Here is a 20,747-nt window from a genome sequence, read left to right as displayed (position 1 = left end):
ATAAAGGAACCTTATGCTGATTGTGGTCTCCCCGGCCAAGACGCTGGATTACGAGTCACCGCTGGTGACAACCCGATTCACCCAACCCGAGCTGCTCGATCACTCTGCAGAACTCATCAAGCGGGCTCGCCAACTGAGCCCGGATCAAATTGCCACCCTGATGAAGATTAGCGACAAGCTGGCGGGTCTCAACGCCGCCCGTTTTGCCGAGTGGCAACCTGATTTCACTCCGGCCAACGCCCGTCAGGCGCTGCTGGCCTTCAAGGGGGATGTCTACACCGGATTGGCGGTGGAGGATTTCAGCGAGGCCGATTTTGACTTCGCTCAGGCGCATCTGCGGATGCTCTCCGGTCTCTACGGTGTGCTGCGCCCCCTCGATCTGATGATGCCCTACCGACTTGAGATGGGAACCAGGCTCGACAACGGTCGCGGCAAGGATCTCTACCAGTTCTGGGGCGAGGTAATCACTCACCACCTCAACGACGCGCTGGCCGCCCAGGGGGATGAGGTGCTGATCAATCTGGCCTCCGACGAGTATTTCAAGTCGGTACGACCCAAGAGCCTGAAAGGGCGGATCGTTACCCCGGTGTTCAAGGATGAGAAGAACGGCCAGTTCAAGATCATCAGCTTCTACGCCAAGAAGGCGCGCGGCATGATGGCTCGCCACATCATCAAGCACCGTCTGACCGAGGTGGAGCAGCTGACCGGTTTCAACGCCGATGGCTACTACTTCGTGCCGGAAGAGTCGGACGCCAATACCCTGATGTTTAAACGCGCCGAAAATTAATTACAAAAAGAGGGAACCAATCTTTCGACCTGCGGGTCTGAATATGTGAATCCTCTGTTGTAAGCACTTTTTATTCGCCGACGTTTGATACGTCGGCTTTTTTATTGCCGTTTTTATTGTCCATCGATTGCCTTCGCGGGGACTATATGGTTCAGATAGACTCAAGACAGGGAGTGAGTCGTCGCGAGGTTTATATGGAACAGAAAAATGCCATTCGGCAGGTTGCCGTACCTTGGGCTCCGTCCCGCCAGCTTCCACCCGGACTGGTCGTTGCCGAGCTGCATCAGGATCTCTGGAGCGACTCCCTGACCATCATGCTGGGTCGGGCGCGCAGTATCGATCTGCCTCCGCAAATCCTCTGCCGGGTCTATTTCCGCCATATTTACGCCCTGCGGGTGATCGAAGATTGCGATCTGGCGGAGGGGAAGGATAGCCACGCCATCGAAGAGCAGATCCAGCTCATCACCCCATCCCGTTTCGCCAGCTGGTTTCATCAGGAGTCGGACGGTCTGCATCTGGACGAAGATTTGCAGCACTATCGCATCTCGACCTGGGATTACTGCGCCGACGTGCTCACCTCCTCTGCACCGGAGCTGCAGTTTATCGCCCCGCGAGAATCCTGATCCGGTCATCGTCTGGTAGCAACAAGGGGGAAGGCCGTTTCAGCCTTCCCCCTTCTCTTTGCAGACGAATACTTCCGGACACAAAAAAAGCGCCTCAAGGGAGGCGCTGGGGAAAAAAGACAGATTGGAAGCGTCACATGGGTGCTACTTGGAGTGGTGAATGAGCCGTGCCACTCAAGTATGGAGCCATCATGCCAGCTGCTATCTGAAGTAGTTCTGAGACAATTCTTCATCCTCTGTTCATCTTCTCGACACGTTTTCAGCAAGGTGACCGAGGCTCGCTTCTGCTGCGATGATTCTTCAGAGCACCACGTTTATGGGGTCAGGACAAACGGCGCGTGACGCTGCTCCAGCTCCAGTAGCCAGCGTTTGATGGGAATGCCGCCGGCATAACCGGTCAGCTCGCCGCTGCGGCCGATCACCCGGTGGCAGGGCACTATGATGCTGAGCGGATTGCGGCCATTGGCGGCTCCCACGGCTCTGACCGATTTGGGATTGCCGATGGCGTGGGCAATCTCGAGATAGCTGACGGTTTCACCATAGGGAATGTCACAGAGGGCGCGCCATACCGCTTGCTGGAATGGCGTGCCACGGGCGGCCAGCGGCAGGTCGAATTGCAGCAGACGACCGGCGAAGTAGGCAGCGAACTGCTCGACGAAGGGAGCAAGAGCCAGATCATCCCGTTGCCACTCAGCGGTCGGAGTTACCGGCTGCTCCCCCCGCACGAACTCCACATAACGCAGGCCATCCTGATCGATGGCGATGAGCAGAGGGCCACGGGCGCTGTCGCAAAAACTGTATTTCATGCTGTCATCCTCTGGCCCGGGTTAGTCCAGTACCAGCTTGCCGCGGGTCGATTTGATCTCCCCCTTGCGCTTCTTGGCATCAACCCGTTTGCGCTGGGAGCTGCGGGTCGGCTTGGTGGCATGGCGGGCCTTGGGACGCCACGCCGCCTTTTTCAGTAGTTCCACCAGACGGCTCATCGCCTCCTTGCGGTTCATGTCCTGACTGCGGTGGCTCTCGACCCGGATCAGGATAAAGCCGTCATGCACCCGGCTGTCGCTCAGCTTGTCGAGCCCCTCCTTGTAGAGCGGGGTCAGGCTTGGAGAGTTGCGGTAATCGAAGCGCAACCAGACGGCGGAGTCGGTCTTGTTGACGTGCTGGCCACCGTTGCCCTGGGCCCGCATGGTCTGGAACTGCAGCTCATGCCAGGGGAGGGCAACGCTGTTGGAGATGACTAACATACTGCTGTGCTCTTGTTTGGTGCAGAGGCGCTGACCGCCACAGCGTGGTGCCTCATTATGGGGCGCGTGGCTGGCCGATCCTGGCTCGCTTTGGGTGTTGCTCCGCAATTAGACGCTATCTTCATGAAATTTAATAATAAAAATACTTGGCACAAGAATTGATTCCCGGTTTATGACACACCATGGATTGGGAGCAACCAGATGAAGCTGATTAGTGCGATTATCAAACCGTTCAAGCTGGACGATGTCCGCGAGGCCATTGCCAACCTGGGGGTGGAGGGGTTGACCGTGTCCGAGGTCAAGGGATTTGGCCGCCAGAAGGGACACACCGAATTATACCGGGGGGCCGAGTATCAGGTCGACTTTTTACCCAAGGTGAAGCTGGAGATCGCCACCACGGATGACAACGTGGAAGGGGTGATCGAGGCGATCTGCAAGGCGGCCTATACCGGCAAGATCGGTGACGGCAAGATCTTCGTTTATGACCTGTTGCAGGCGGTGCGGATTCGTACCGGCGAGAACGACGAAGAGGCACTCTGATCGCCGGTTTGTCACCTCACTTGCCATGGCAAAACCCGATTGGGGCTGGATGGGATTCTATCCGGCCCTTTTATTTATGCCGCGTTTAAATATGTGAACTTCCCCCGCTACTCCTCCTTGATCTCGCAATTGGAATATGCAGAATGCAAACGGCAATTGTTCTCACTCGATTTAGCAACTCAAGGAATGGATGATGAAAATGAAGATGCTGGCACTGGCTTTCTCTGCATTGGCAGCCCAGTCTGCGTTGGCGGCAGGAGAGGTGAATGTCTACTCCAACCGGCAGGATGAGCTGATCAAGCCCATCATCCAGCAGTTCGAGAAGGAATCGGGCATCAAGGTGAACGTGGTGTTCGCCAAAGAGGGGCTGAACGAGCGTCTGGAGCGGGAAGGCAAGCTCTCTCCGGCCGACCTGATGCTGACAACCGATATCAGCCGTCTGACCGATCTGGTAGACAAGGGGCTGGTGCAGCCGGTGGAGAGCAAGATCCTGCAGGAGAACATCCCCGCCAGCTATCGCGATCCGGAGAACCGCTGGTTCGCCCTGACCACCCGGGTGCGTGCCATCTACTCCAGCAAGGATCGCCTCGGCAAGCTCGATACCATCAGCTACGAAGATCTGGCCAGGCCGGAATTCAAAGGGAAAATCTGCACCCGCAGCGGCAAGCATGAGTACAATGTGGCGCTGGTCTCCTCGATGATCGTCCATCACGGCATGGCCGAGACCAAAACCTGGCTGGAAGGGGTCAAGGCCAACCTGGCGCGCAAACCGCAGGGCAACGACCGGGATCAGGTCAAGGCGATCAAGGATGGTATCTGTGACCTGTCGCTCGGCAACAGCTACTATCTGGGCGCCATGTTGAAGGATCCGGCGCAGAAAGCCTGGGCTGATGCCGTCTACATCAACTTCCCGAATCAGGCCGACCGCGGTGCCCACGTCAACGTGAGCGGCGTGGCCATGACCAAGTATGCCAAGAACAAAGAGGCCGCTCAGAAGCTGATGGAGTTTCTGGCTGGCGACACCGCCCAGCACATGTATGCGGACGTGAATGCCGAGTATCCGGTCAAGGCCGGGGTCGAGCCTTCCGCCATGGTCAAGTCCTGGGGCAGTTTCAAGTCTGACGCGCTACCGGTCAGCGATTACGCCAAGCACCGCAAGGACGCCTTGCAGTTGCTGGATGAAGTGAAGTTCGACTTGTAATTCAGATGGGGCCAATGGCCCCATCAACCTCTGTGGTCTCATGAAAAATTCTGGATGGATTACCGGCAGCTGGGTTACCGCCCTGCTGCTGGCTTTGCCGGTGCTCGCCCTCGTCTTCTCTGCCTTCTCGGCTGAGGGGGAGCTGTTTCGCCACCTTGCCGATACCGTGCTGCTCGATTATCTGGCCAATACCCTGGGGCTGGTGGTCGGCGTGGTGCTGCTCAGTCTGCTGTTTGGCGTGCCAACCGCCTGGCTGGTGGCCATGTGTCAGGTGCCGGGGCGGCGTGCCCTGCAGTGGGCCTTGATGCTGCCGATGGCGATGCCCTCCTATATCGTCGCCTACGTCTATACCGACTTGCTCGACTACTCGGGCCCGTTGCAGGCCGGGTTGCGCGCCCTCTTTGGCTGGAACAGTCCGGCCGATTACTGGTTTCCGGCCATTCGCTCCCTTGGCGGCGCCGCCTGGGTGCTGGCACTGGTGCTGTTCCCTTACGTCTATCTGCTGACCCGCGCCTCCTTTCTGGAACAGTCGGTCAGCCTCATTCACTCCAGCCGTCTGCTCGGCTGTACCCCGTGGCAGAGCTTTCGCCGCCTCAGTCTGCCGCTGGCGCGCCCCGCCATCATGGTGGCGGTGTCGCTGGTGGCGATGGAGACGTTGGCCGATTTTGCCACTGTCCACTTCTTTGCCATCAACACCCTGACCACTGCGGTCTACGACACCTGGCTCGGCTACGGCAGTCTGGCCACCGCGGCCAAACTCTCCTGCTTGATGCTGCTGGCGGTGGTACTGCTGATCGCGCTGGAGCGCCGCTCGCGCAGTCGGCAGCAGGTGTTCCAGAAGTCGATGGGCCATGAGCAGCCGCTGCGCTATCCGCTCAGGGGGATTCGCCGCGCTCTGGCCGGGCTCTGGTGCTGGGGGCTGGTGCTGGCTGGTTTCGGCCTGCCGTTCGTCATCCTGCTCGATTACGGCGTGCGCTACTTCGAGCTGTCATGGACGCCGGAGTTCGTCCGCTTCGCTGGCAACAGCCTGCTTATCTCGGCGCTGACTGCCCTGCTGGCGATGGGGATTGCCCTGCTGCTCGGCTTCTGCCGCCGCCTCGATGGCGGGGTCAAGAGTCTGCTGCCGTTGCGTATCGCCGCCATGGGCTACGCCATGCCGGGTACCGTGCTCGCCATCGGGGTGCTGGTGCCGCTCACCGCCCTCGACTTTGCCATCAATGATCTGGCCGAGTGGTTGGGGCGTCAGGGGCCGGGCCTACTGCTGACCGGTACCATCACCGCCATCGTGTTCGGCTATCTGGTGCGCTTCGTGGCCATCGCCATCGGCTCGGTGGAGAGCAGCATGGGCAAGATCTCCCCAAGCCTCGATATGGCGGCCCGCTCCTTGGGGCAGGGGGATGGCGCCATGCTGCGCCGGGTCCATCTGCCGCTGGTGCGCCGCGGTCTGTTTGCCGGTGCCATGCTGGTGTTTATCGAATCCATGAAGGAGCTGCCCGCCGCTCTGCTGCTGCGGCCGTTCAACTTCGATACCCTGGCGACCCACGTCTACCAGTTCGTCTCGGACGAGATGCTGGAGCGCGGCGCGCTCGGCGCCATCGTCATCGTGCTGGTGGGGCTGTTGCCGCTGATCTGGGTCAACCGCACTCTGGACACTCCGGGCCACTGAGTCGCCACGTCGACCAATGAAATTGCATGCGGTGTGCTGAAAAAGGCCGCGCACCGCCAGAAACGAGAGGAAGTCAGCCTTGTCCTGTTTGCAGGTTGAAAATGTCAGCTGCCGTTACAACGGCCGCAATGTGCTGGAGCAGCTCTCCCTGACGGTGGCAGACAACGAAATCGTCTGCCTGCTGGGAGCAAGCGGCTGCGGCAAAACCACGCTGCTCAAGGCCATCGCCGGCCTGCTGCCGCTGGCGGAGGGGACGATCCGCCTCGGCGATACCCTGCTCGACGGGCCGGGTGCCAGCGTGCCGCCCGAGGTGCGCAACATCGGCATGATCTTTCAGGATTACGCCCTCTTTCCCCACCTGACGGTGGCTGACAACGTCGGCTTTGGTCTGACCAAACTCGATCGCCGCGCCCGCCAGCAGCAGGTGGACGAGGCGCTGGCGCTGGTCAATCTGCAGGGGCTGGGGGATCGCTATCCGCACCAGCTCTCCGGTGGCCAGCAGCAGCGGGTGGCCATCGCCCGGGCGCTGGTGTGCAAGCCGCGGCTGATGCTGCTGGATGAGCCCTTCTCCAACATCGATACCCAGGTGCGGATGAAGTTGATCCTCGAGATCCGCGCCCTGCTCAAGCAGCAGGGGATCGGCGCCATCTTCGTCAGCCACAGCAAGGAGGAGGCCTTCGCCTTCGCCGACCGACTGGCGCTGTTTCGCGCAGGTCACATCGAGCAGGTGGGCCAGCCGGAGCAGCTCTATCGCCGCCCGCAAAACCGCTTCGTGGCGGAGTTTCTCGGCGGGGTCAACTATCTGGCCGCCGAGGTGGTGGACAGCCACTGCGTACAGACGGCGCTCGGGGTTATCTGTGGCAGCGAGCCCCATGGCCGGGCGGTGGGCGAGCAGTTGCAGCTGATGCTCAGACCCCAGCAACTGCTGCTGGAGAGCGCCGCTGAGGGCGAGCTCAAGGTGGTGGAGCAGCAGTTCCTCGGCCATCACTGCCGGGTGCTGTTCGAGAGTGGCGATCTGCAGCTGGAGGCGAGCATTGGCGAACCCCTTGAGGGGATGCGGGCCCGCATCAGGGTGGTGCCTCACACGCTGGTGTTGTTTGACCCTTTACCCTGAACGCGTGATATCGTCGTGAAATCAAAGAACTGGAGCTGCTCTGGTTTATAATCGCGCAATGCTAACGCCTACTCAGGGGAGAGATATATGAAAGCCCAAGCCGGGATCTGCGCAGAGCCCAATCTGCACGCCCTCTATCTGATGTTCAATCGCACCGGCGATGCCGCCGAACTGGTCGGCCGTCTGGCCAAGTTGCCCGCCCTGTGGCAGGCGGTCGCCGCCGATTTCCCCGAGGCCGGTTTCAGCGGTCTGGTCGCCGTCGGCGCCGATGCCTGGGATGGTCTCTACCCTGCCGCCCGTCCGCCCCAGTTCCGCAGCTTTATGGCGCAATCCGCCAACGGTCAGGAAGCCCCCAACACCCCGTTTGATCTCTTCATTCAGCTGCGTGCCGATCGGGTGGACGTGCTGCACCACGCCGGTCATCGCGTGATGGCGCTGCTGGCCGGAGTGGTAGAGCTGGCCGAAGAGGTGCGCGGTTTCCGCAATCTGGATTGCCGCGATCTGACCGGTTTCGTTGACGGCACCGAGAACCCGCAGGATGAGCACCGCGCCGAAGTGGCGCTGCTGGCCGAGGGCGAGTTTGCCGGCGGCTCCTACATCCACGTCCAGCGCTGGGTCCACGCCATGAGCGACTGGGAGAAGCTGGCGCAAAAAGAGCAGGAAGACATTATCGGTCGCACCAAGCCTGACAACATCGAGTATGACTCTGCCGCCAAGCCGCTGACTGCCCACATCAAGCGGGTCAATCTCAAGACCCCGAAAGGGGAGTCCATGGAGATCCTGCGCCAGAGCATGCCCTGGGGCACCATGACCGAGCAGGGGCTCTACTTTATCTCCTGCTGCCGCACTCAGCAGCACTTCAACGCCATGCTGGCCAGCATGTACAAGGGGGAGGGCAGCCACTTCGATCACCTGCTGCGCTTTACCAGGGCAGTGACCGGCGCGGCTTTCTTCGCCCCATCGGAAGGTTTTCTGATGGCGCAGGGCAAGTAATAGCGGATGTGACAGCGCACCTTCCCCCTCGTGCCGCCAAGTGCGCAGAGAGCGCCCGGTTGCCAAGAGATCGGGCTGTGGGGGTGGCTTGTCATGCTCCAAGTGCTTCTGACGCTGCTGGCTAGATTGTTTCGCTGGTGCAACGAAAATAAATTTTTGCCAGTGATAAGTGCAACAATCTAGATCAGCATCGCGAGGATGGGCGCAGCGAGAGGGGGTAGAACAGGCTCCCGATCTTGTGGCTCACCAAACAAAAATCCCGGCCTTGGCCGGGATTTTTCGTTCTGGCGTGACCGCTATGATGCGGTAGCCACCATTACGGAGTCTGTTCGAACAGCTCGAGGGCGGAGAGATAGAGCTCTTCGATATCGGTGTCGCTGGTCGGGGTGATGAAGATGGTGTCGTCACCGGCGATGGTACCGAGGATCCCCTCTGCCTTGCCGAGGGAGTCGAGCAGGCGGGCGATCAGCTGGGCTGCGCCCGGGCTGGTGTGAATCACCACCAGTGCGCCGTTGTGGTCGACATCCAGCACCAGATTCTTGAGCGGGCTGGAGGTGGTGGGCACGCCCAGTTCCACCGGCAGGCAGTAGACCATCTCCATCTTGGCATTGCGGGTGCGAACGGCGCCGAAGCGGCTCAGCATGCGCGATACCTTGGACTGGTTGATGTTCTCGAAGCCCAGTTCTTGCAGGGCAGTGACGATCTCTGCCTGGGAGCCAAAGCGCTCTTCTTTCAGCAAGGCTTTAAAGGCCTTGGCCAGTTTTTCTTGCTTGTCGTTATGTTTCATCTTGGTCTCACGAATGAGGAGGTGTGGCGGCCTGTTTCAGAGCCAGGCGGCAGATACGAACAGCGTGGCTATTTTGCATTCATATGCCGTTTTTTGCAAGGAAGCGGCGCTTGTTCTGCATATTGATTCAAAAATGGCTTGCATCAACCTTTATAAGGGATAGAATCGGGACGAAATTTTGAAAACTTATTCAATTGGGCTGTATGGGTATTGAATTAATAGGTATCGAGAAGTCCTGGCACAAGGTGCCGGTACTGCAACAGGTGAGCTTTCGGACATCCCCCGGTGAGACCTTGGTACTGCTGGGCCCGAGCGGTGCAGGCAAGAGCTCGCTGCTACGCATGATGAACCTGCTGGACACCCCGGATGCCGGTGTTCTGCGCATAGGGGAAAATGAATTTTCTTTCCCGAGCCCCCTCTCCACTGCCGAATTCAATCGCCAGTCCCAACTGCTGCGCCGCAAGGTGGGCATGGTGTTCCAGCAGTACAATCTCTGGCCACACCTCACCGTGATGGAGAATCTGATTGAAGCGCCGGTCAAGGTGCTGGGCATGAGCAAGGAGGCGGCCATCGAGAAGGGCGCCTATCTGCTGGCCCAGCTGCAACTGGCCGACAAGCGCGATGCCTGGCCGGCACGCCTCTCCGGCGGTCAGCAGCAGCGGGTGGCCATTGCCCGCACCCTGATGATGGATCCGGAAGTGCTGCTGTTTGACGAGCCGACCGCCGCCCTCGATCCCGAGATCACCAAGGAGGTGGCCGAGATCATCCGCACCCTGAGCCAGACCGGCATCACCCAGGTGGTGGTGACCCACGAGGTCGACTTCGCCCGCAAGGTGGCCAGTCAGGTGATCTATCTGGAGAAAGGGCGGATCATCGAGTCCGGCTCCGCCGCCATTTTCCAATCCCCGCAAACCAGCCGGTTTGCCGAATTCTTGATGCATTGATACTGAATCGATAAGGAAGCTGTCATGAAAAAGAGTCTGTTGCTGGTCGCAGCCATGGGGCTGCTGAGCACCTCCGTACTGGCCAAAGAGATCAAGTTCGCCACCGAGGCCACCTACGCACCGTTCGAATATCTGGACGACAAGAACGAGTTTCAGGGTTTTGACATCGATCTGGCGCGCGCCATCTGCGAGCAGGCCAAGCTGGAGTGCAGCTTCCACAACCAGGCCTTTGACAGCCTGATCCCCAGCCTGAAATTCCGTCGCTATGACGCTGCCATCGCCGCCATGGACGTGACCCCGGAGCGGGCTGCGCAGGTCGATTTCTCCGACATTTACTACCAGAACTCTGCCGTGTTCGTGGCCAAAAAGGGCGCCTTCAAGGGGCCGGAAGGGCTGGTAGACAAGACGGTTGGCGTGCAGAACGGCACCTCCCACCAGTCCTATCTGGTGGATAACTGGGTGAGCAAGGGGCTGCTGACCGTGCCCTACGCCAGCTACCAGAGCGCCTTCCTCGACATGATGAACGGCCGCACCGACGGCGTGTTTGCCGATACCGCCGTCGCTGCCGACTGGCTGAAGCAGCACAAGGAGTACGCCGTGGTGGGGGCGCCGGTGACCGATGCCAAGTACTTCGGTACCGGCTTTGGCATCGCGGTAGCCAAGGGCAATCAGGAGTTGCTGACCCAGCTGAACAAGGGGCTGGCCGATATCAAGGCCAACGGCACCTATCAGAAGATCTTCGACAAATACTTCGCGCACTAAGCCATGTTGAGCCTGTTGTTGGATGCAGCCTGGATGACCCTCGGGCTGGCCCTGGCATCCCTGGTCGGGGGCATGGTGCTGGCACTGGCGTTCAGTGCGGCTGAGCTGAGCAAGCAGCGCGCTCTGGTGTGGCCGGTGGCCACCCTCACCACCCTGATCCGCGGGTTGCCCGAGCTGCTGGTGGTGCTGTTCATCTACTTTGGCTCGACCCAGGTGCTGTTTCTCATCACCGGCGAGTATGTAGAGTTCAGCCCGTTCGCTTGCGGCGTGCTGGCGCTCTCTCTGCTATTCGCCAGCTATGCGACCCAGACCCTGCGGGCAGCGCTCAATGCGGTGCCCGCAGGGCAGCGGCTGGCGGCGCTGGCATTGGGGTTGAGCAAGAGCCACATCTTCTTTCGCATCGTGTTGCCGCAGGCGTGGCGGCACGCCCTGCCGGGCCTCGGCAACCAGTGGCTGGTGCTGCTGAAAGATACCGCGCTGGTGTCGCTTATCGGGGTGAACGAGATGATGCGTCAGGCCCAGATGGCCTCGGCCAGTACCTATCAGCCCTTCACTTGGTATGCCGCCGCCGCCCTCATCTATCTGGCCATCAGCCTGGTGAGCGAGTATGGCCTCGGCCTCGCGGCCCGCTACACCCGTCGCTACGGAGGCTAATCGATGCAAGAGTATCTTGTGACCCTGCTGGGTGGGCTGCTCACCACGCTGGAGTTGACCCTGTTCAGCCTGCTGCTCGGCTTCGTGCTGGCGGCCCTGATGACCTGGGTGCTGGAGTTGCGGCTGCCGGTGGCGACCCAGCTGGTACAGCTGTGGGTATTGCTCTTTACCGGCACGCCGCTGCTGATCCAGATCTTCCTCATCTACTACGGGCCGGGTCAGTTCGAGTGGCTGAAAGCCAGCCCGCTTTGGCCGCTGCTCAAGCAGCCCTGGTTCTGTGCCGTGCTGGCGCTGGGCCTCAACACCGCGGCTTACTCCACCCGGCTGTTCAAGGGGGCGCTCGACGCTATTCCTGCCGGTGAGGTGGAGGCGTGCCGTGCGCTCGGTTTTAACGGTCGCCAGACCCTCTGGATGAAGGTGCGCCACGCCGCCCGTCATCTGGTGCCTGCCTATTCCAACGAGGTGATCCTGGTGCTAAAGGGAAGCTCCCTCGCCAGTACCATCACCATCATGGACATCATGGGGCTGGCGCAGGGGCTCAATGCCCAGACCTATGACACCCTTGCCGTCTTCGGCGTCGCGGGAGCCCTTTACCTCACCATGAACGGATTGTTAACAATTGGTTTTCGCTGGTGTGAAAAGCGGGCGTTGGCATTCCAGGCGTGAGTCGGCATAACTACCTCTTTATGGGAGGGTGAAGTGCAGAAAAACTGTGCTTCCCCTCCAATTTTTTGGATTTTTCCCCATTTTTATTCGCTGCCTGTTTCTTGGCTCACAGAACCCGTGACTGCAACTGTTATCAGATTGTTTTTTATGGGGGGATCCATTAAGGTTGGGCGCACAAGAACAAATAACCTTAAACCTACGCTTAAACATGGAGTTGATCATGAAAGTTGCCGTTCTGGGTGCCGCTGGTGGCATCGGTCAAGCCCTTGCTCTGCTGTTGAAAAACCGTCTGCCGGCCGGCTCCGAGCTGAGTCTGTATGACATTGCCCCGGTCACTCCGGGCGTAGCCGTAGACCTCAGCCATATTCCTACCGACGTCGCCATCAAGGGTTTCTGCGGTGAAGATCCGACTCCTGCACTGGTTGGTGCCGATGTGGTGCTGATCTCCGCCGGTGTGGCGCGCAAGCCGGGTATGGATCGCTCCGACCTGTTCAACATCAACGCCGGTATCGTCAAGAATCTGGTTGAGAAGTGCGCGGCAGCCTGCCCGAAAGCGCTGATCGGCATCATCACCAACCCGGTTAACACCACCGTCGCCATCGCCGCCGAAGTGCTGAAGAAAGCCGGTGTCTATGACAAGCGTCGCCTGTTCGGTGTCACCACTCTGGACGTGATCCGCGCCGAGACCTTCGTTGCCGCAGCCAAAGGGCTGAACGTGGACAAGGTTCGCGTCAACGTGATCGGTGGCCACAGTGGCGTGACCATTCTGCCGCTGCTCTCCCAGATTGAAGGTGCCTCCTTCACTGCCGAAGAAGTGGCTGCCATGACCAAGCGGATCCAGAACGCCGGTACCGAAGTGGTGGAAGCCAAGGCCGGTGGCGGTTCCGCCACTCTCTCCATGGGTCAGGCTGCCTGCCGTTTCGGTCTGTCGCTCATCAAGGGCCTGCAGGGCGAAGCTAACGTCATCGAGTGTGCCTACGTTGAAGGCAACGGCGAACACGCTACCTTCTTTGCACAGCCGATCCTGCTGGGCAAGAACGGTGTCGAAACCGTGCTGGACTACGGCAAGCTGAGTGCCTTCGAGCAGGAAGCGATGGAAGGGATGCTGGCCACCCTGAAAGCCGATATCCAGCTGGGTGTCGACTTCGTCAAATAAGCGGCATGACCGCATTAAAAGGGAGCTTCGGCTCCCTTTTGCGTTGTTGGGCTCCCGCCAGCTTAAGAAGATGGGGGTTGTGGCCGATAACAGAGAGCAGCAGGAGATCCCTTATGATGAAACCCCTTACCCTTCTCTCCCTTATCTGTCTGGCTGGCGCGCCCCTTTATGCCGCCGAGCCGGTACCGGCTGCCTCGGCTGCTTCCGCCACCGTTGGCGAAACCGCACCAGTATCAGCGGCGACTGCTACTCCGGCTCCCGTGTTGTTGCCAGCTGAAGCGGCGGCACCTGCTCCTGCGGCTACCGGTGAGGCGGCTCCGTCGGCAGCGGTGACTGCGGCCCCTGCGCCTGTGCTGTTGCCGGCTGATCCGGTAGCGCCTGCTCCGGCCGCAGAGCCCGCTTCAGCCCCCGTGCCAGCCGCGCCACCTGCCGAACCTGCGCCTTCGGTGGCACCACTGAATGCCGGCGACCTGCAGGCGGTGGCCATCTATCGTCAGGACGAGCTGCTCAACTGGATCGAGCAGGGACGCCACCTCACACAGGTGAAACAGGATCGCTGCCAGTTGACTCAGGATATAGAGGCGCGGGCGTCGGTGATGAAGATCCCTGCCTACCAGTTCCTCTGGGGGGATATGCTGGCCTGGGGCGTCTGTACCAAGTCCAACGCCGAGCTGGGGGTGCAGTATATGTGGGAGGCGGCCAATCAGGGGCTGGCTCCCGCGCTGGAGCAGTTGGGCCGCTACTACTGGAAAGGGACGCTGGTGCAGAAGGATCTGGTTCGCGCCGAGACGCTGATGCGTGAAGCGGCCAGCCTTGGTTTTCTGCGGGCTCGCATGGAGTGGGTCGAGATGTTGCTGCAGGGGATGGGGAGCCCGCTCGATTACGAGGATGCCTACCGTTGGCTGCACGGCTCCGTTATCGGTGACAAAGCCCTGCACCAGAAGGCGGCCAGTCTGCTGAGTCGGCTTGGCAACCGGATGCCGGCCAACGTGGTGGCTCGCGCCAAGGCGATGCACTGATCCAAAAAATGACCCACAGGTCTGCACCTGTGGGTCCGGTTCCTGCCGCCGTGCCATGACAGGCTGGAACCTCCTTTCGTTATATGGCTACCCGGCGGTTATAGATCTTGGTGGGGGCCAAAAACTTCGTAATGGAGCTGGCTTGCGGGGATCCCGGCCTCAGTCAGCTGTCGTTTCACCTCCTGCATGAAACCGAGCGGGCCGCAGAAGTAGTAGTGGGCCTCTGGTGTGATGCGCTCCTTTACCGCGTTCAGATCCATGGTGCCGCTGAAGTCGTAATCCTCTCCCTGCTTGTCGCTCTCTGCGGGCTCCCGATACCAGACCCGACTGACCAGATTGGTGTGCTGGCTGATCTTGCTGCGGATATCTTCCCGGAAGGCGTGGACACGACCATGCTCGCAGGCGTGCAGCCAGGTGATGCCGGCCTGATGGTCACTCGCCAGCAGCTGGTTGAGCATGCTCATCATGGGGGTAAGGCCGACCCCGGCTGAGAGCAGCATAACCGGCGTCTGGCTATCCGCTTTCAGATAGAAATCGCCGGTGGGGGGCATCACTTCAATCTTGTCACCCGCTTGCAGGCGGTCGTGCAGCAGGTTGGAGACCTGACCCTGCGGCTCGCGCTTGACGCTTATGCGATAGTCACGGCCGTTCGGTGCATCCGAGAGCGAATACTGGCGGATTTCGTGATGCTCGAGCTCGGGGTGAACCAGCTTGATGCTGAGGTATTGGCCCGGCAGGAAGGCCAGCACCGGCTTGCCATCTTCCGGTGTCAGCAGGAAGGAGGTGATTAGCTCGCTCTCGGCTCGCTTCTCCTTGATGATGAAGGTGCGGGTCCCTTGCCAGCCACCGCTCTGGTTCGCCTTCTCCTGATAGATCTCCCGCTCGCGGCCGATGAAGATGTCGGCCAGCACGCCATATGCCTTGCCCCATGCCTCCAGCACCTCGTCGGTGACCGCACTTCCGCCCAATTCTTTGAGCGTGGCCAAGAGATGACTACCTACAATGTGATATTGTTCTGGCTGGATCAGGAATCCGGTATGCTTGTGGGCAATCCGCTCGACCGCGCCGGCCAGCACCCCCAGATTGTCGATATTTTTGGCGTAGGCGGCGACGGCGTTGAACAGCGCCAGTGGCTGACCACCGCTGCGCTGATGGGCCAGATTGAAGATATCTTTCAGCTCCGGGTTATGGCTGAACATCCGCTGGTAGAAGTGCTGCGTCAGCGCCGGACCGGCTGATTCGAGCAGAGGAATGGTGCTTTTGATGACGGCAATGGTGGTTTGGTCTAGCATAGGGAGCCTCGTCGTTAATTGAATATCTAAAATGCCATTTAATAAGTGGCATCCTAGATGTTTATTTGATTTGAATCAATACTCCACTTTTCGCATCGCGCTAATCAGGCTTTATGAGACTAACCAGTTATACAGATTTCGGATTGAGAGCCCTGCTCTACCTTGCCACCCTGCCGGAAGGGGAGCTCTCGAGCGTAGCCAAGGTCTCTGCCTTGTACGACGTTTCTCGCAACCACATGGTGAAGGTGGTCAATCAGCTGGTGAAGCTGGGCTATCTGCAATCCCAGCGTGGCAAGAATGGAGGGATCCGCATGGCATGCGATCCCGCCACCATCAACATCGGGGAGGTGATCCGGGCGCTGGAAGGGAATCTGGACGGTATTGATTGCGGCTCGCCCGCTTGTCACATCGTCTCGGTCTGTCTGCTCAAGAATGCGCTGAAAGAGGCGATGGATGCGTTTCTGGCGGTAATGGACAGCTATACCCTGCAGGATTTGCTGGCCAATCGCGACGAGTTGCAGAGGGTGTTTGGCGAGTTGATCCCGACGCTGGTGCTGGAGCCGGATGACGAAGATGAACAGTGAAGAGCTGCAATGAAAAAGGGCTGCCAGTGGCAGCCCTTTTTCAATTCTGCGCTGCCGTAGCAGCCCGGTAGGAGGCCGGCATGATCCGCGCCATTTTGACCATGTTGTTCTCGACTTCGAGGATCTCGATGGGGTAGCCCGCCAGCCGGATCCCGATATTGGGCTGGGGGATCTCCTCCAGATATTCGAGGATCAGGCCGTTGAGGGTGCGCGGCCCGTCGATGGGCAGATGCCAGTTCATCTCCTTGTTCAGTTCGCGCACGCTGGCCGAGCCTTCCACCAGAAACGAACCGTCCGGCTGGGGATGGATCTCATCGCTCGGGGTCGGCGTCATGGAGGTGGTGAAGTCACCCACTATCTCTTCCAGAATGTCGTCCAGGGTGATCAGCCCCTGAATGTCGCCATATTCGTCGACGATCAGGCCAATTCGCTCCTTGTTGCGCTGGAATTTGGCCAGCTGTACGTTGAGCGGCGTACCTTCCGGAATGAAGTAGATCTCGTCCACTTCCCGCAGCAGGCTCGACTTGTTGAACTGATCCCGGGCCATCAACCGCAGAGCGTCGCGGGCGTGGAGAAAGCCCACCACGTCGTCGATGCTGTCGCGATAGAGCAGGATCTTGGTGTGGGCACAGTGAGCCAGCTGGCGCTGGATGCTTTTCCAGTCGTCATTGATATCGATGGCGTAGATATCGCTGCGGGGCACCATGATGTCCTCGACCAGCATCTTGTCGAGATCCAGAATGCTGAGCAGCATCTCCTGATGGCGCTGGGGGATCAGGCTGCCCGCCTCGTTGACTATGGTGCGCAGCTCCTCGGTGTTGAGGGAGTCATCCTTGTTTGGCGTGATCTTCAGCATCTTGAGCAGACCGCTGGTGATGCCGTTGATCAGCCAGACCAGCGGGGAGAGCGGCACCATCAGCCCCTTGAGGATCCAGGAGGCGGGGTAGGCAATCTTCTCGGGGAACATGGCCGCCAGCGTCTTGGGTGTCACTTCACCAAATACCAGCACTACCAGGGTCAGGCCAAAAGTGGCCACCGCGACACCGAGATCGCCGAACAGCCTGATACAGACGATGGTGGCAATGGCGGAGGCGAGGATATTGACCAGGTTGTTGCCGATAAGGATCAGGCCGAGCAGCCGATCCGGGCGTGACAGCAGCTTCTCTACCCGACGGGCCGCCTTGTGTTTGGTCTGTGCCAGATGCCGCAGCTTGTAGCGGTTGATGGACATCAGACCGGTTTCGGAACTGGAGAAGAAGGCGGATAGAAGGATCAAGATAACGAGAACAATCAGTAGTGTGCTCGTTGAGATGCTGTCCAAAAAGGGCTCCTGTAGATGGTGTGACTAAAGGTTATCAGCTCAGCAGCACTTCTTTGACGAAGCGGCTGCCGAAATAGGCCAGGGTCAGGATGACGCTGCCGATCAGGCTCAGGGTGACCACCTTGCGGCCACGCCAGCCATAGGTGTGATGGCCCCACAAGAGCAGTACGTAGATGCACCATGCGATGATGGAGAGCACGGCCTTGTGGGATTTGCCCTGGGCGAACATGTCTTCGAGGAAGAAGAGCCCCGAGGCGATGGAGAGGGTCAGCAGCAGCACGCCGGCGGAGATGAGCTGGAACAGCCGCTTCTCGACGGTCATCAAGGGGGGCATGGCTGGCAACTGGCTGATCTTTCTCGACTTGAGCTGCTTGTCCAGACAGGCGAGCTGAAGGGCAAAGAGGCAGGCGATCATTAAGACCGAGTAGGCCATCAGCGCCAGACCGATATGCAGCAACAGCTGGGGATGGGCCTCAAGATGGGTGATATAGCGCCCAGGTATGAGGGCACTGGCCGCCAGCAGCAGCGCCGAGAAGCTGTAGACCACCGGCAACAGGATCCAGCCGTTGAAGCGGCGGGTGATACAGGTCATGAAGGTACTGATGATCAGGCTCACCAGCGATGCCACGTTGAGCATACTCAGGTTCTGGCCGGAGCCCTGCAACACCTCGGTTCCGAGGGCGGTAGCGTGGGCGATCAGGGCCAGTCCGATGCAGGGAAAGAGGGAGCGCTGTCCTACCGGCTTGGCGCTCAGTAACAGATGCAGGGAGGCGATGATGGCCAGCAGATAAAACGCCAGGGCCAGAACAGAGATTACGATCATAACCAGGTCGTTGATGCACAAGCTTTTGAGGGTAAGAGGGGCAGTATACCTTGCACGCGAAATGCTCGCCAGTTGTGCAATGGCCGATCCGCCCATATATAGGTATGAAGCATCGATGATCGGCAGTGCGGCGAATAATCGTCCTCGCGGCTGCTCTGGGTTATAATGCCCCCCATTTACAACGCCAAGAACCGGAATGCGTCATGTTTGAGAATTTGACTGAACGACTCTCGCGCACCTTGCGCAATGTCAGTGGCCGTGGCCGCCTGACCGAAGAGAACATCAAGGAAACCCTGCGCGAAGTCCGCATGGCGCTGCTCGAGGCGGACGTCGCCCTGCCGGTCGTGCGTGATTTCGTGGCACGCGTCAAAGAGCGTGCCGTCGGCCAGGAAGTGGCCAAATCCCTGAGCCCAGGTCAGGCGTTCATCAAGATTGTGCACGGCGAACTGGTCACCGTAATGGGTGAGGCCAACGAGCAGCTCAATCTGGCTGCCCAGCCGCCCGCCATCATCCTGATGGCCGGTCTGCAAGGTGCCGGTAAAACCACCACGGTCGGCAAACTGGCCAAGCTGCTCAAAGAGCGCAGCAAGAAGAAGGTGCTGGTCGTTAGTGCCGACGTTTACCGCCCTGCGGCGATCAAGCAGCTGGAAACCCTGGCGGGCGATATCGGCGTCGACTTCTTCCCGAGCGATGCCAGCCAGAAGCCGGTCGCCATCGCGACTGCCGCCATCGATCAGGCGCGCAAGAAATTCTATGACGTGGTGATCGTCGATACCGCCGGTCGTCTGCACGTCGATAGCGAGATGATGGCCGAGATCCAGGATCTGCACGCCACCATCAAGCCGGTCGAGACCCTGTTCGTGGTGGATGCCATGACCGGTCAGGATGCTGCCAACACCGCCAAGGCGTTCAACGAAGCGTTGCCGCTCACCGGCGTGATCCTCACCAAGGCGGACGGCGACGCCCGCGGCGGTGCCGCCCTGTCGGTACGCCACATCACCGGCAAGCCGGTCAAGTTCATCGGTATGGGTGAAAAGACCGACGCGCTGGAGCCGTTCCATCCGGATCGTCTTGCCTCCCGTATCCTCGGCATGGGCGATGTGCTCTCTCTGATCGAAGAGGTCGAGCGCAACGTCGATAAAGAGAAGGCTGCCAAGCTGGCCAGCAAGGTCAAGAGCGGCAAGGGCTTTGACCTTGAGGATTTCCGCGAGCAGCTGGCCCAGATGCGCAACATGGGTGGCATGATGGGGATGCTGGATAAGCTGCCCGGCATGTCCGGTCTGCCGGACAACATCAAGGATCAGATGGATGACAAGCTCACCGTGCGGATGGAGGCCATCATCAGCTCCATGACGCCGAAGGAGCGAGCCCATCCCGACCTGATCAAAGGCTCTCGCAAGCGCCGTATCGCCGCAGGCTCCGGCATGCAGGTGCAGGACGTGAACAAGCTGCTCAAGCAGTTCACTGAGATGCAGCGCATGATGAAGAAAATGTCCGGCAAGGGTGGCATGCGCAAAATGATGAGTCAGATGAAGAACATGCTGCCACCGGGATTTGGTGGCGGTCGCGGCCCGTTCTGATTATCCGGGCTGACGTATTGCATAAGGGTCTGCCACCGGCAGACCCTTTTCATTGCTGCTCTGCGCAAAAAATGGCTGGCTTGGTTGCATTTATTACGAATCCAAGTAGAATTATGCGGCTTATTTTAAGCTAGGGTCCGCGTGTTTGCGGGCCTTGTTCATTAGATGTTAATGAGGACGATATGGTAACCATTCGTTTACAACGTGGTGGCGCGAAAAAGCGTCCGTTCTACCAGGTAGTAGTTGCTGACAGCCGTAACGCCCGCGACGGTCGTTTCATCGAGCGCGTTGGTTTCTTCAACCCGGTTGCTGCTGGTCAAGCTGAAAAGCTGAACCTGGACCTGGCTCGTATCGAGCATTGGGTTGCTACTGGTGCCGCTGTTTCTGAGCGCGTTGCCAAGCTGATCAAAGACGCTGCCAAAGCTGCTTAATCAGTCAAACGGTAAGGAGTTAAGGTGGAAAAACCTGTAGTTCTGGGCACCCTGGGTACCGTATACGGCATCAAGGGGTGGCTTAAAGTGAACTCCTTCACCGATGTTGCCGAAGCGATTTTCGATTACAACCCCTGGCTGATTAATCAGAACGGGGCGTGGCGTGAAATTCGGGTTTCATCCTGGAAACGTCACAACAAGGGTCTGATCTGCAAACTCGATGGTATCGATGTGCGCGAGGATGCCCTGGCATTGACCAATGTCGAGATTGGCGTAGCCGCCGATCTGTTGCCTGCGTTGCCCGAGGGCGAGTTCTACTGGCGTGACCTGATTGGTTGCTCGGTAGTGACCACCAAGGGATACGACTTGGGCAAGGTGACCGAATTGATGGAAACCGGCTCCAACGATGTGTTGGTGGTTGAGGCCAATGTAAAAGATGCCTTTGGTGCAAAGGAGCGGTTGATTCCGTTCCTGGAAGAGCAGGTGATCAAGAATATTGATCTGACTGCTCGAACAATCGAAGTTGATTGGGATCCTGGTTTCTAGTTTCCCGCGGTAAC

23 protein-coding genes are annotated in these 20,747 nt (G+C 59.3%); 17 read left to right on the top strand and 6 right to left on the bottom strand.

Annotated features, from left to right (window positions below; genetic code table 11):
* Positions 1 to 13 precede the first annotated feature (13 nt).
* The gene (yaaA, locus tag NOM67_RS16230; protein ID WP_255938719.1) at positions 14 to 787 is read left to right on the top strand and encodes a peroxide stress protein YaaA; all 774 of its coding nucleotides are present in this window, start codon (positions 14 to 16) and stop codon (positions 785 to 787) included.
* A 194-nt stretch (positions 788 to 981) separates the two neighbouring features.
* On the top strand, positions 982 to 1,410 hold the full coding sequence (locus tag NOM67_RS16225; protein ID WP_043849992.1) for a hypothetical protein: 429 nt from the start codon (positions 982 to 984) through the stop codon (positions 1,408 to 1,410).
* 314 nt (positions 1,411 to 1,724) lie between these two features.
* Here the strand turns inward: NOM67_RS16225 and NOM67_RS16220 are convergent, their stop codons facing one another.
* On the bottom strand, positions 1,725 to 2,216 hold the full coding sequence (locus tag NOM67_RS16220) for a methylated-DNA--[protein]-cysteine S-methyltransferase (protein ID WP_255938706.1): 492 nt from the start codon (positions 2,214 to 2,216) through the stop codon (positions 1,725 to 1,727).
* A 21-nt stretch (positions 2,217 to 2,237) separates the two neighbouring features.
* Positions 2,238 to 2,654: an alternative ribosome rescue aminoacyl-tRNA hydrolase ArfB gene (gene arfB, locus NOM67_RS16215; RefSeq protein WP_156853917.1), complete on the bottom strand. Its 417-nt coding sequence runs from the start codon at positions 2,652 to 2,654 to the stop codon at positions 2,238 to 2,240.
* A gap of 201 nt (positions 2,655 to 2,855) precedes the next feature.
* Here arfB and glnK point away from each other — a divergent pair, with 201 nt between their 5' ends.
* From glnK to NOM67_RS16190, 5 genes are all read left to right on the top strand, one after another.
* The gene (gene glnK, locus NOM67_RS16210) at positions 2,856 to 3,194 is read left to right on the top strand and encodes a P-II family nitrogen regulator (RefSeq protein WP_033114048.1); all 339 of its coding nucleotides are present in this window, start codon (positions 2,856 to 2,858) and stop codon (positions 3,192 to 3,194) included.
* 193 nt (positions 3,195 to 3,387) lie between these two features.
* Complete coding sequence (locus tag NOM67_RS16205; protein WP_255938703.1) at positions 3,388 to 4,395, top strand: Fe(3+) ABC transporter substrate-binding protein; 1,008 nt, start codon at positions 3,388 to 3,390, stop codon at positions 4,393 to 4,395.
* Between the two features lie 40 nt (positions 4,396 to 4,435).
* Positions 4,436 to 6,061, top strand: a complete 1,626-nt coding sequence (locus NOM67_RS16200) for an iron ABC transporter permease (RefSeq protein WP_255938702.1) — start codon at positions 4,436 to 4,438, stop codon at positions 6,059 to 6,061.
* Between the two features lie 79 nt (positions 6,062 to 6,140).
* Entirely contained in the window at positions 6,141 to 7,175 is a 1,035-nt protein-coding gene (locus tag NOM67_RS16195) for an ABC transporter ATP-binding protein (protein ID WP_255938700.1), read from the top strand.
* 87 nt (positions 7,176 to 7,262) lie between these two features.
* Complete coding sequence (locus NOM67_RS16190) at positions 7,263 to 8,168, top strand: Dyp-type peroxidase (RefSeq protein WP_255938698.1); 906 nt, start codon at positions 7,263 to 7,265, stop codon at positions 8,166 to 8,168.
* A 316-nt stretch (positions 8,169 to 8,484) separates the two neighbouring features.
* On the opposite strand, the gene argR is transcribed toward NOM67_RS16190, so the two are convergent.
* Entirely contained in the window at positions 8,485 to 8,955 is a 471-nt protein-coding gene (argR, locus tag NOM67_RS16185) for a transcriptional regulator ArgR (RefSeq protein ID WP_005340378.1), read from the bottom strand.
* Positions 8,956 to 9,158: 203 nt separating this feature from the next.
* On the opposite strand from argR, the gene NOM67_RS16180 reads away from it, so the two are divergent.
* The 6 genes from NOM67_RS16180 to NOM67_RS16155 all read left to right on the top strand — a co-directional run bounded on the left by NOM67_RS16180 (position 9,159) and on the right by NOM67_RS16155 (position 14,156).
* Positions 9,159 to 9,899 carry an ATP-binding cassette domain-containing protein gene (locus NOM67_RS16180; protein ID WP_071913666.1) on the top strand — a complete coding sequence of 247 codons (741 nt, stop codon included), beginning with the start codon at positions 9,159 to 9,161 and terminating at the stop codon, positions 9,897 to 9,899.
* Positions 9,900 to 9,923: 24 nt separating this feature from the next.
* The gene (locus NOM67_RS16175) at positions 9,924 to 10,661 is read left to right on the top strand and encodes a transporter substrate-binding domain-containing protein (protein WP_005341400.1); all 738 of its coding nucleotides are present in this window, start codon (positions 9,924 to 9,926) and stop codon (positions 10,659 to 10,661) included.
* Positions 10,662 to 10,664: 3 nt separating this feature from the next.
* Positions 10,665 to 11,315: an arginine ABC transporter permease ArtQ gene (gene artQ / locus NOM67_RS16170; RefSeq protein WP_042059654.1), complete on the top strand. Its 651-nt coding sequence runs from the start codon at positions 10,665 to 10,667 to the stop codon at positions 11,313 to 11,315.
* Positions 11,316 to 11,318: 3 nt separating this feature from the next.
* Positions 11,319 to 11,981 (top strand): arginine ABC transporter permease ArtM, encoded by a 663-nt coding sequence (gene artM / locus NOM67_RS16165; RefSeq protein ID WP_042030756.1) that lies wholly within the window; start codon positions 11,319 to 11,321, stop codon positions 11,979 to 11,981.
* A gap of 220 nt (positions 11,982 to 12,201) precedes the next feature.
* Positions 12,202 to 13,137, top strand: coding sequence for a malate dehydrogenase (gene mdh / locus NOM67_RS16160; protein WP_042030754.1), 936 nt, complete (start codon positions 12,202 to 12,204; stop codon positions 13,135 to 13,137).
* A gap of 410 nt (positions 13,138 to 13,547) precedes the next feature.
* Positions 13,548 to 14,156, top strand: a complete 609-nt coding sequence (locus NOM67_RS16155; protein WP_043851198.1) for a tetratricopeptide repeat protein — start codon at positions 13,548 to 13,550, stop codon at positions 14,154 to 14,156.
* A 98-nt stretch (positions 14,157 to 14,254) separates the two neighbouring features.
* On the opposite strand, the gene hmpA is transcribed toward NOM67_RS16155, so the two are convergent.
* Entirely contained in the window at positions 14,255 to 15,448 is a 1,194-nt protein-coding gene (hmpA, locus tag NOM67_RS16150; protein WP_255938693.1) for an NO-inducible flavohemoprotein, read from the bottom strand.
* A gap of 113 nt (positions 15,449 to 15,561) precedes the next feature.
* On the opposite strand from hmpA, the gene NOM67_RS16145 reads away from it, so the two are divergent.
* On the top strand, positions 15,562 to 16,032 hold the full coding sequence (locus NOM67_RS16145) for an Rrf2 family transcriptional regulator (protein WP_201912770.1): 471 nt from the start codon (positions 15,562 to 15,564) through the stop codon (positions 16,030 to 16,032).
* Between the two features lie 40 nt (positions 16,033 to 16,072).
* Here NOM67_RS16145 and NOM67_RS16140 read toward each other — a convergent pair whose 3' ends face one another.
* Positions 16,073 to 17,353: an HlyC/CorC family transporter gene (locus tag NOM67_RS16140; RefSeq protein WP_201930777.1), complete on the bottom strand. Its 1,281-nt coding sequence runs from the start codon at positions 17,351 to 17,353 to the stop codon at positions 16,073 to 16,075.
* 34 nt (positions 17,354 to 17,387) lie between these two features.
* On the bottom strand, positions 17,388 to 18,176 hold the full coding sequence (locus tag NOM67_RS16135; protein WP_156853909.1) for an inner membrane protein YpjD: 789 nt from the start codon (positions 18,174 to 18,176) through the stop codon (positions 17,388 to 17,390).
* A 203-nt stretch (positions 18,177 to 18,379) separates the two neighbouring features.
* Here NOM67_RS16135 and ffh point away from each other — a divergent pair, with 203 nt between their 5' ends.
* The 3 genes from ffh to rimM all read left to right on the top strand — a co-directional run bounded on the left by ffh (position 18,380) and on the right by rimM (position 20,733).
* A complete protein-coding gene (gene ffh, locus NOM67_RS16130; RefSeq protein ID WP_042030747.1) occupies positions 18,380 to 19,756 on the top strand; it encodes a signal recognition particle protein in 1,377 nt (458 codons plus the stop codon).
* A 182-nt stretch (positions 19,757 to 19,938) separates the two neighbouring features.
* Entirely contained in the window at positions 19,939 to 20,187 is a 249-nt protein-coding gene (gene rpsP, locus NOM67_RS16125) for a 30S ribosomal protein S16 (protein ID WP_033114062.1), read from the top strand.
* A 24-nt stretch (positions 20,188 to 20,211) separates the two neighbouring features.
* The gene (rimM, locus tag NOM67_RS16120) at positions 20,212 to 20,733 is read left to right on the top strand and encodes a ribosome maturation factor RimM (RefSeq protein WP_033114063.1); all 522 of its coding nucleotides are present in this window, start codon (positions 20,212 to 20,214) and stop codon (positions 20,731 to 20,733) included.
* The last annotated feature ends 14 nt before the right edge of the window (positions 20,734 to 20,747 follow it).

The sequence above is a fragment of the Aeromonas sp. SG16 genome, assembly GCF_024436135.1.
Lineage (GTDB): Bacteria > Pseudomonadota > Gammaproteobacteria > Enterobacterales > Aeromonadaceae > Aeromonas > Aeromonas jandaei.
The sequence above is the reverse complement of the archived record's forward strand: the minus strand, read 5'-3'. Positions and strand labels throughout refer to the sequence as shown.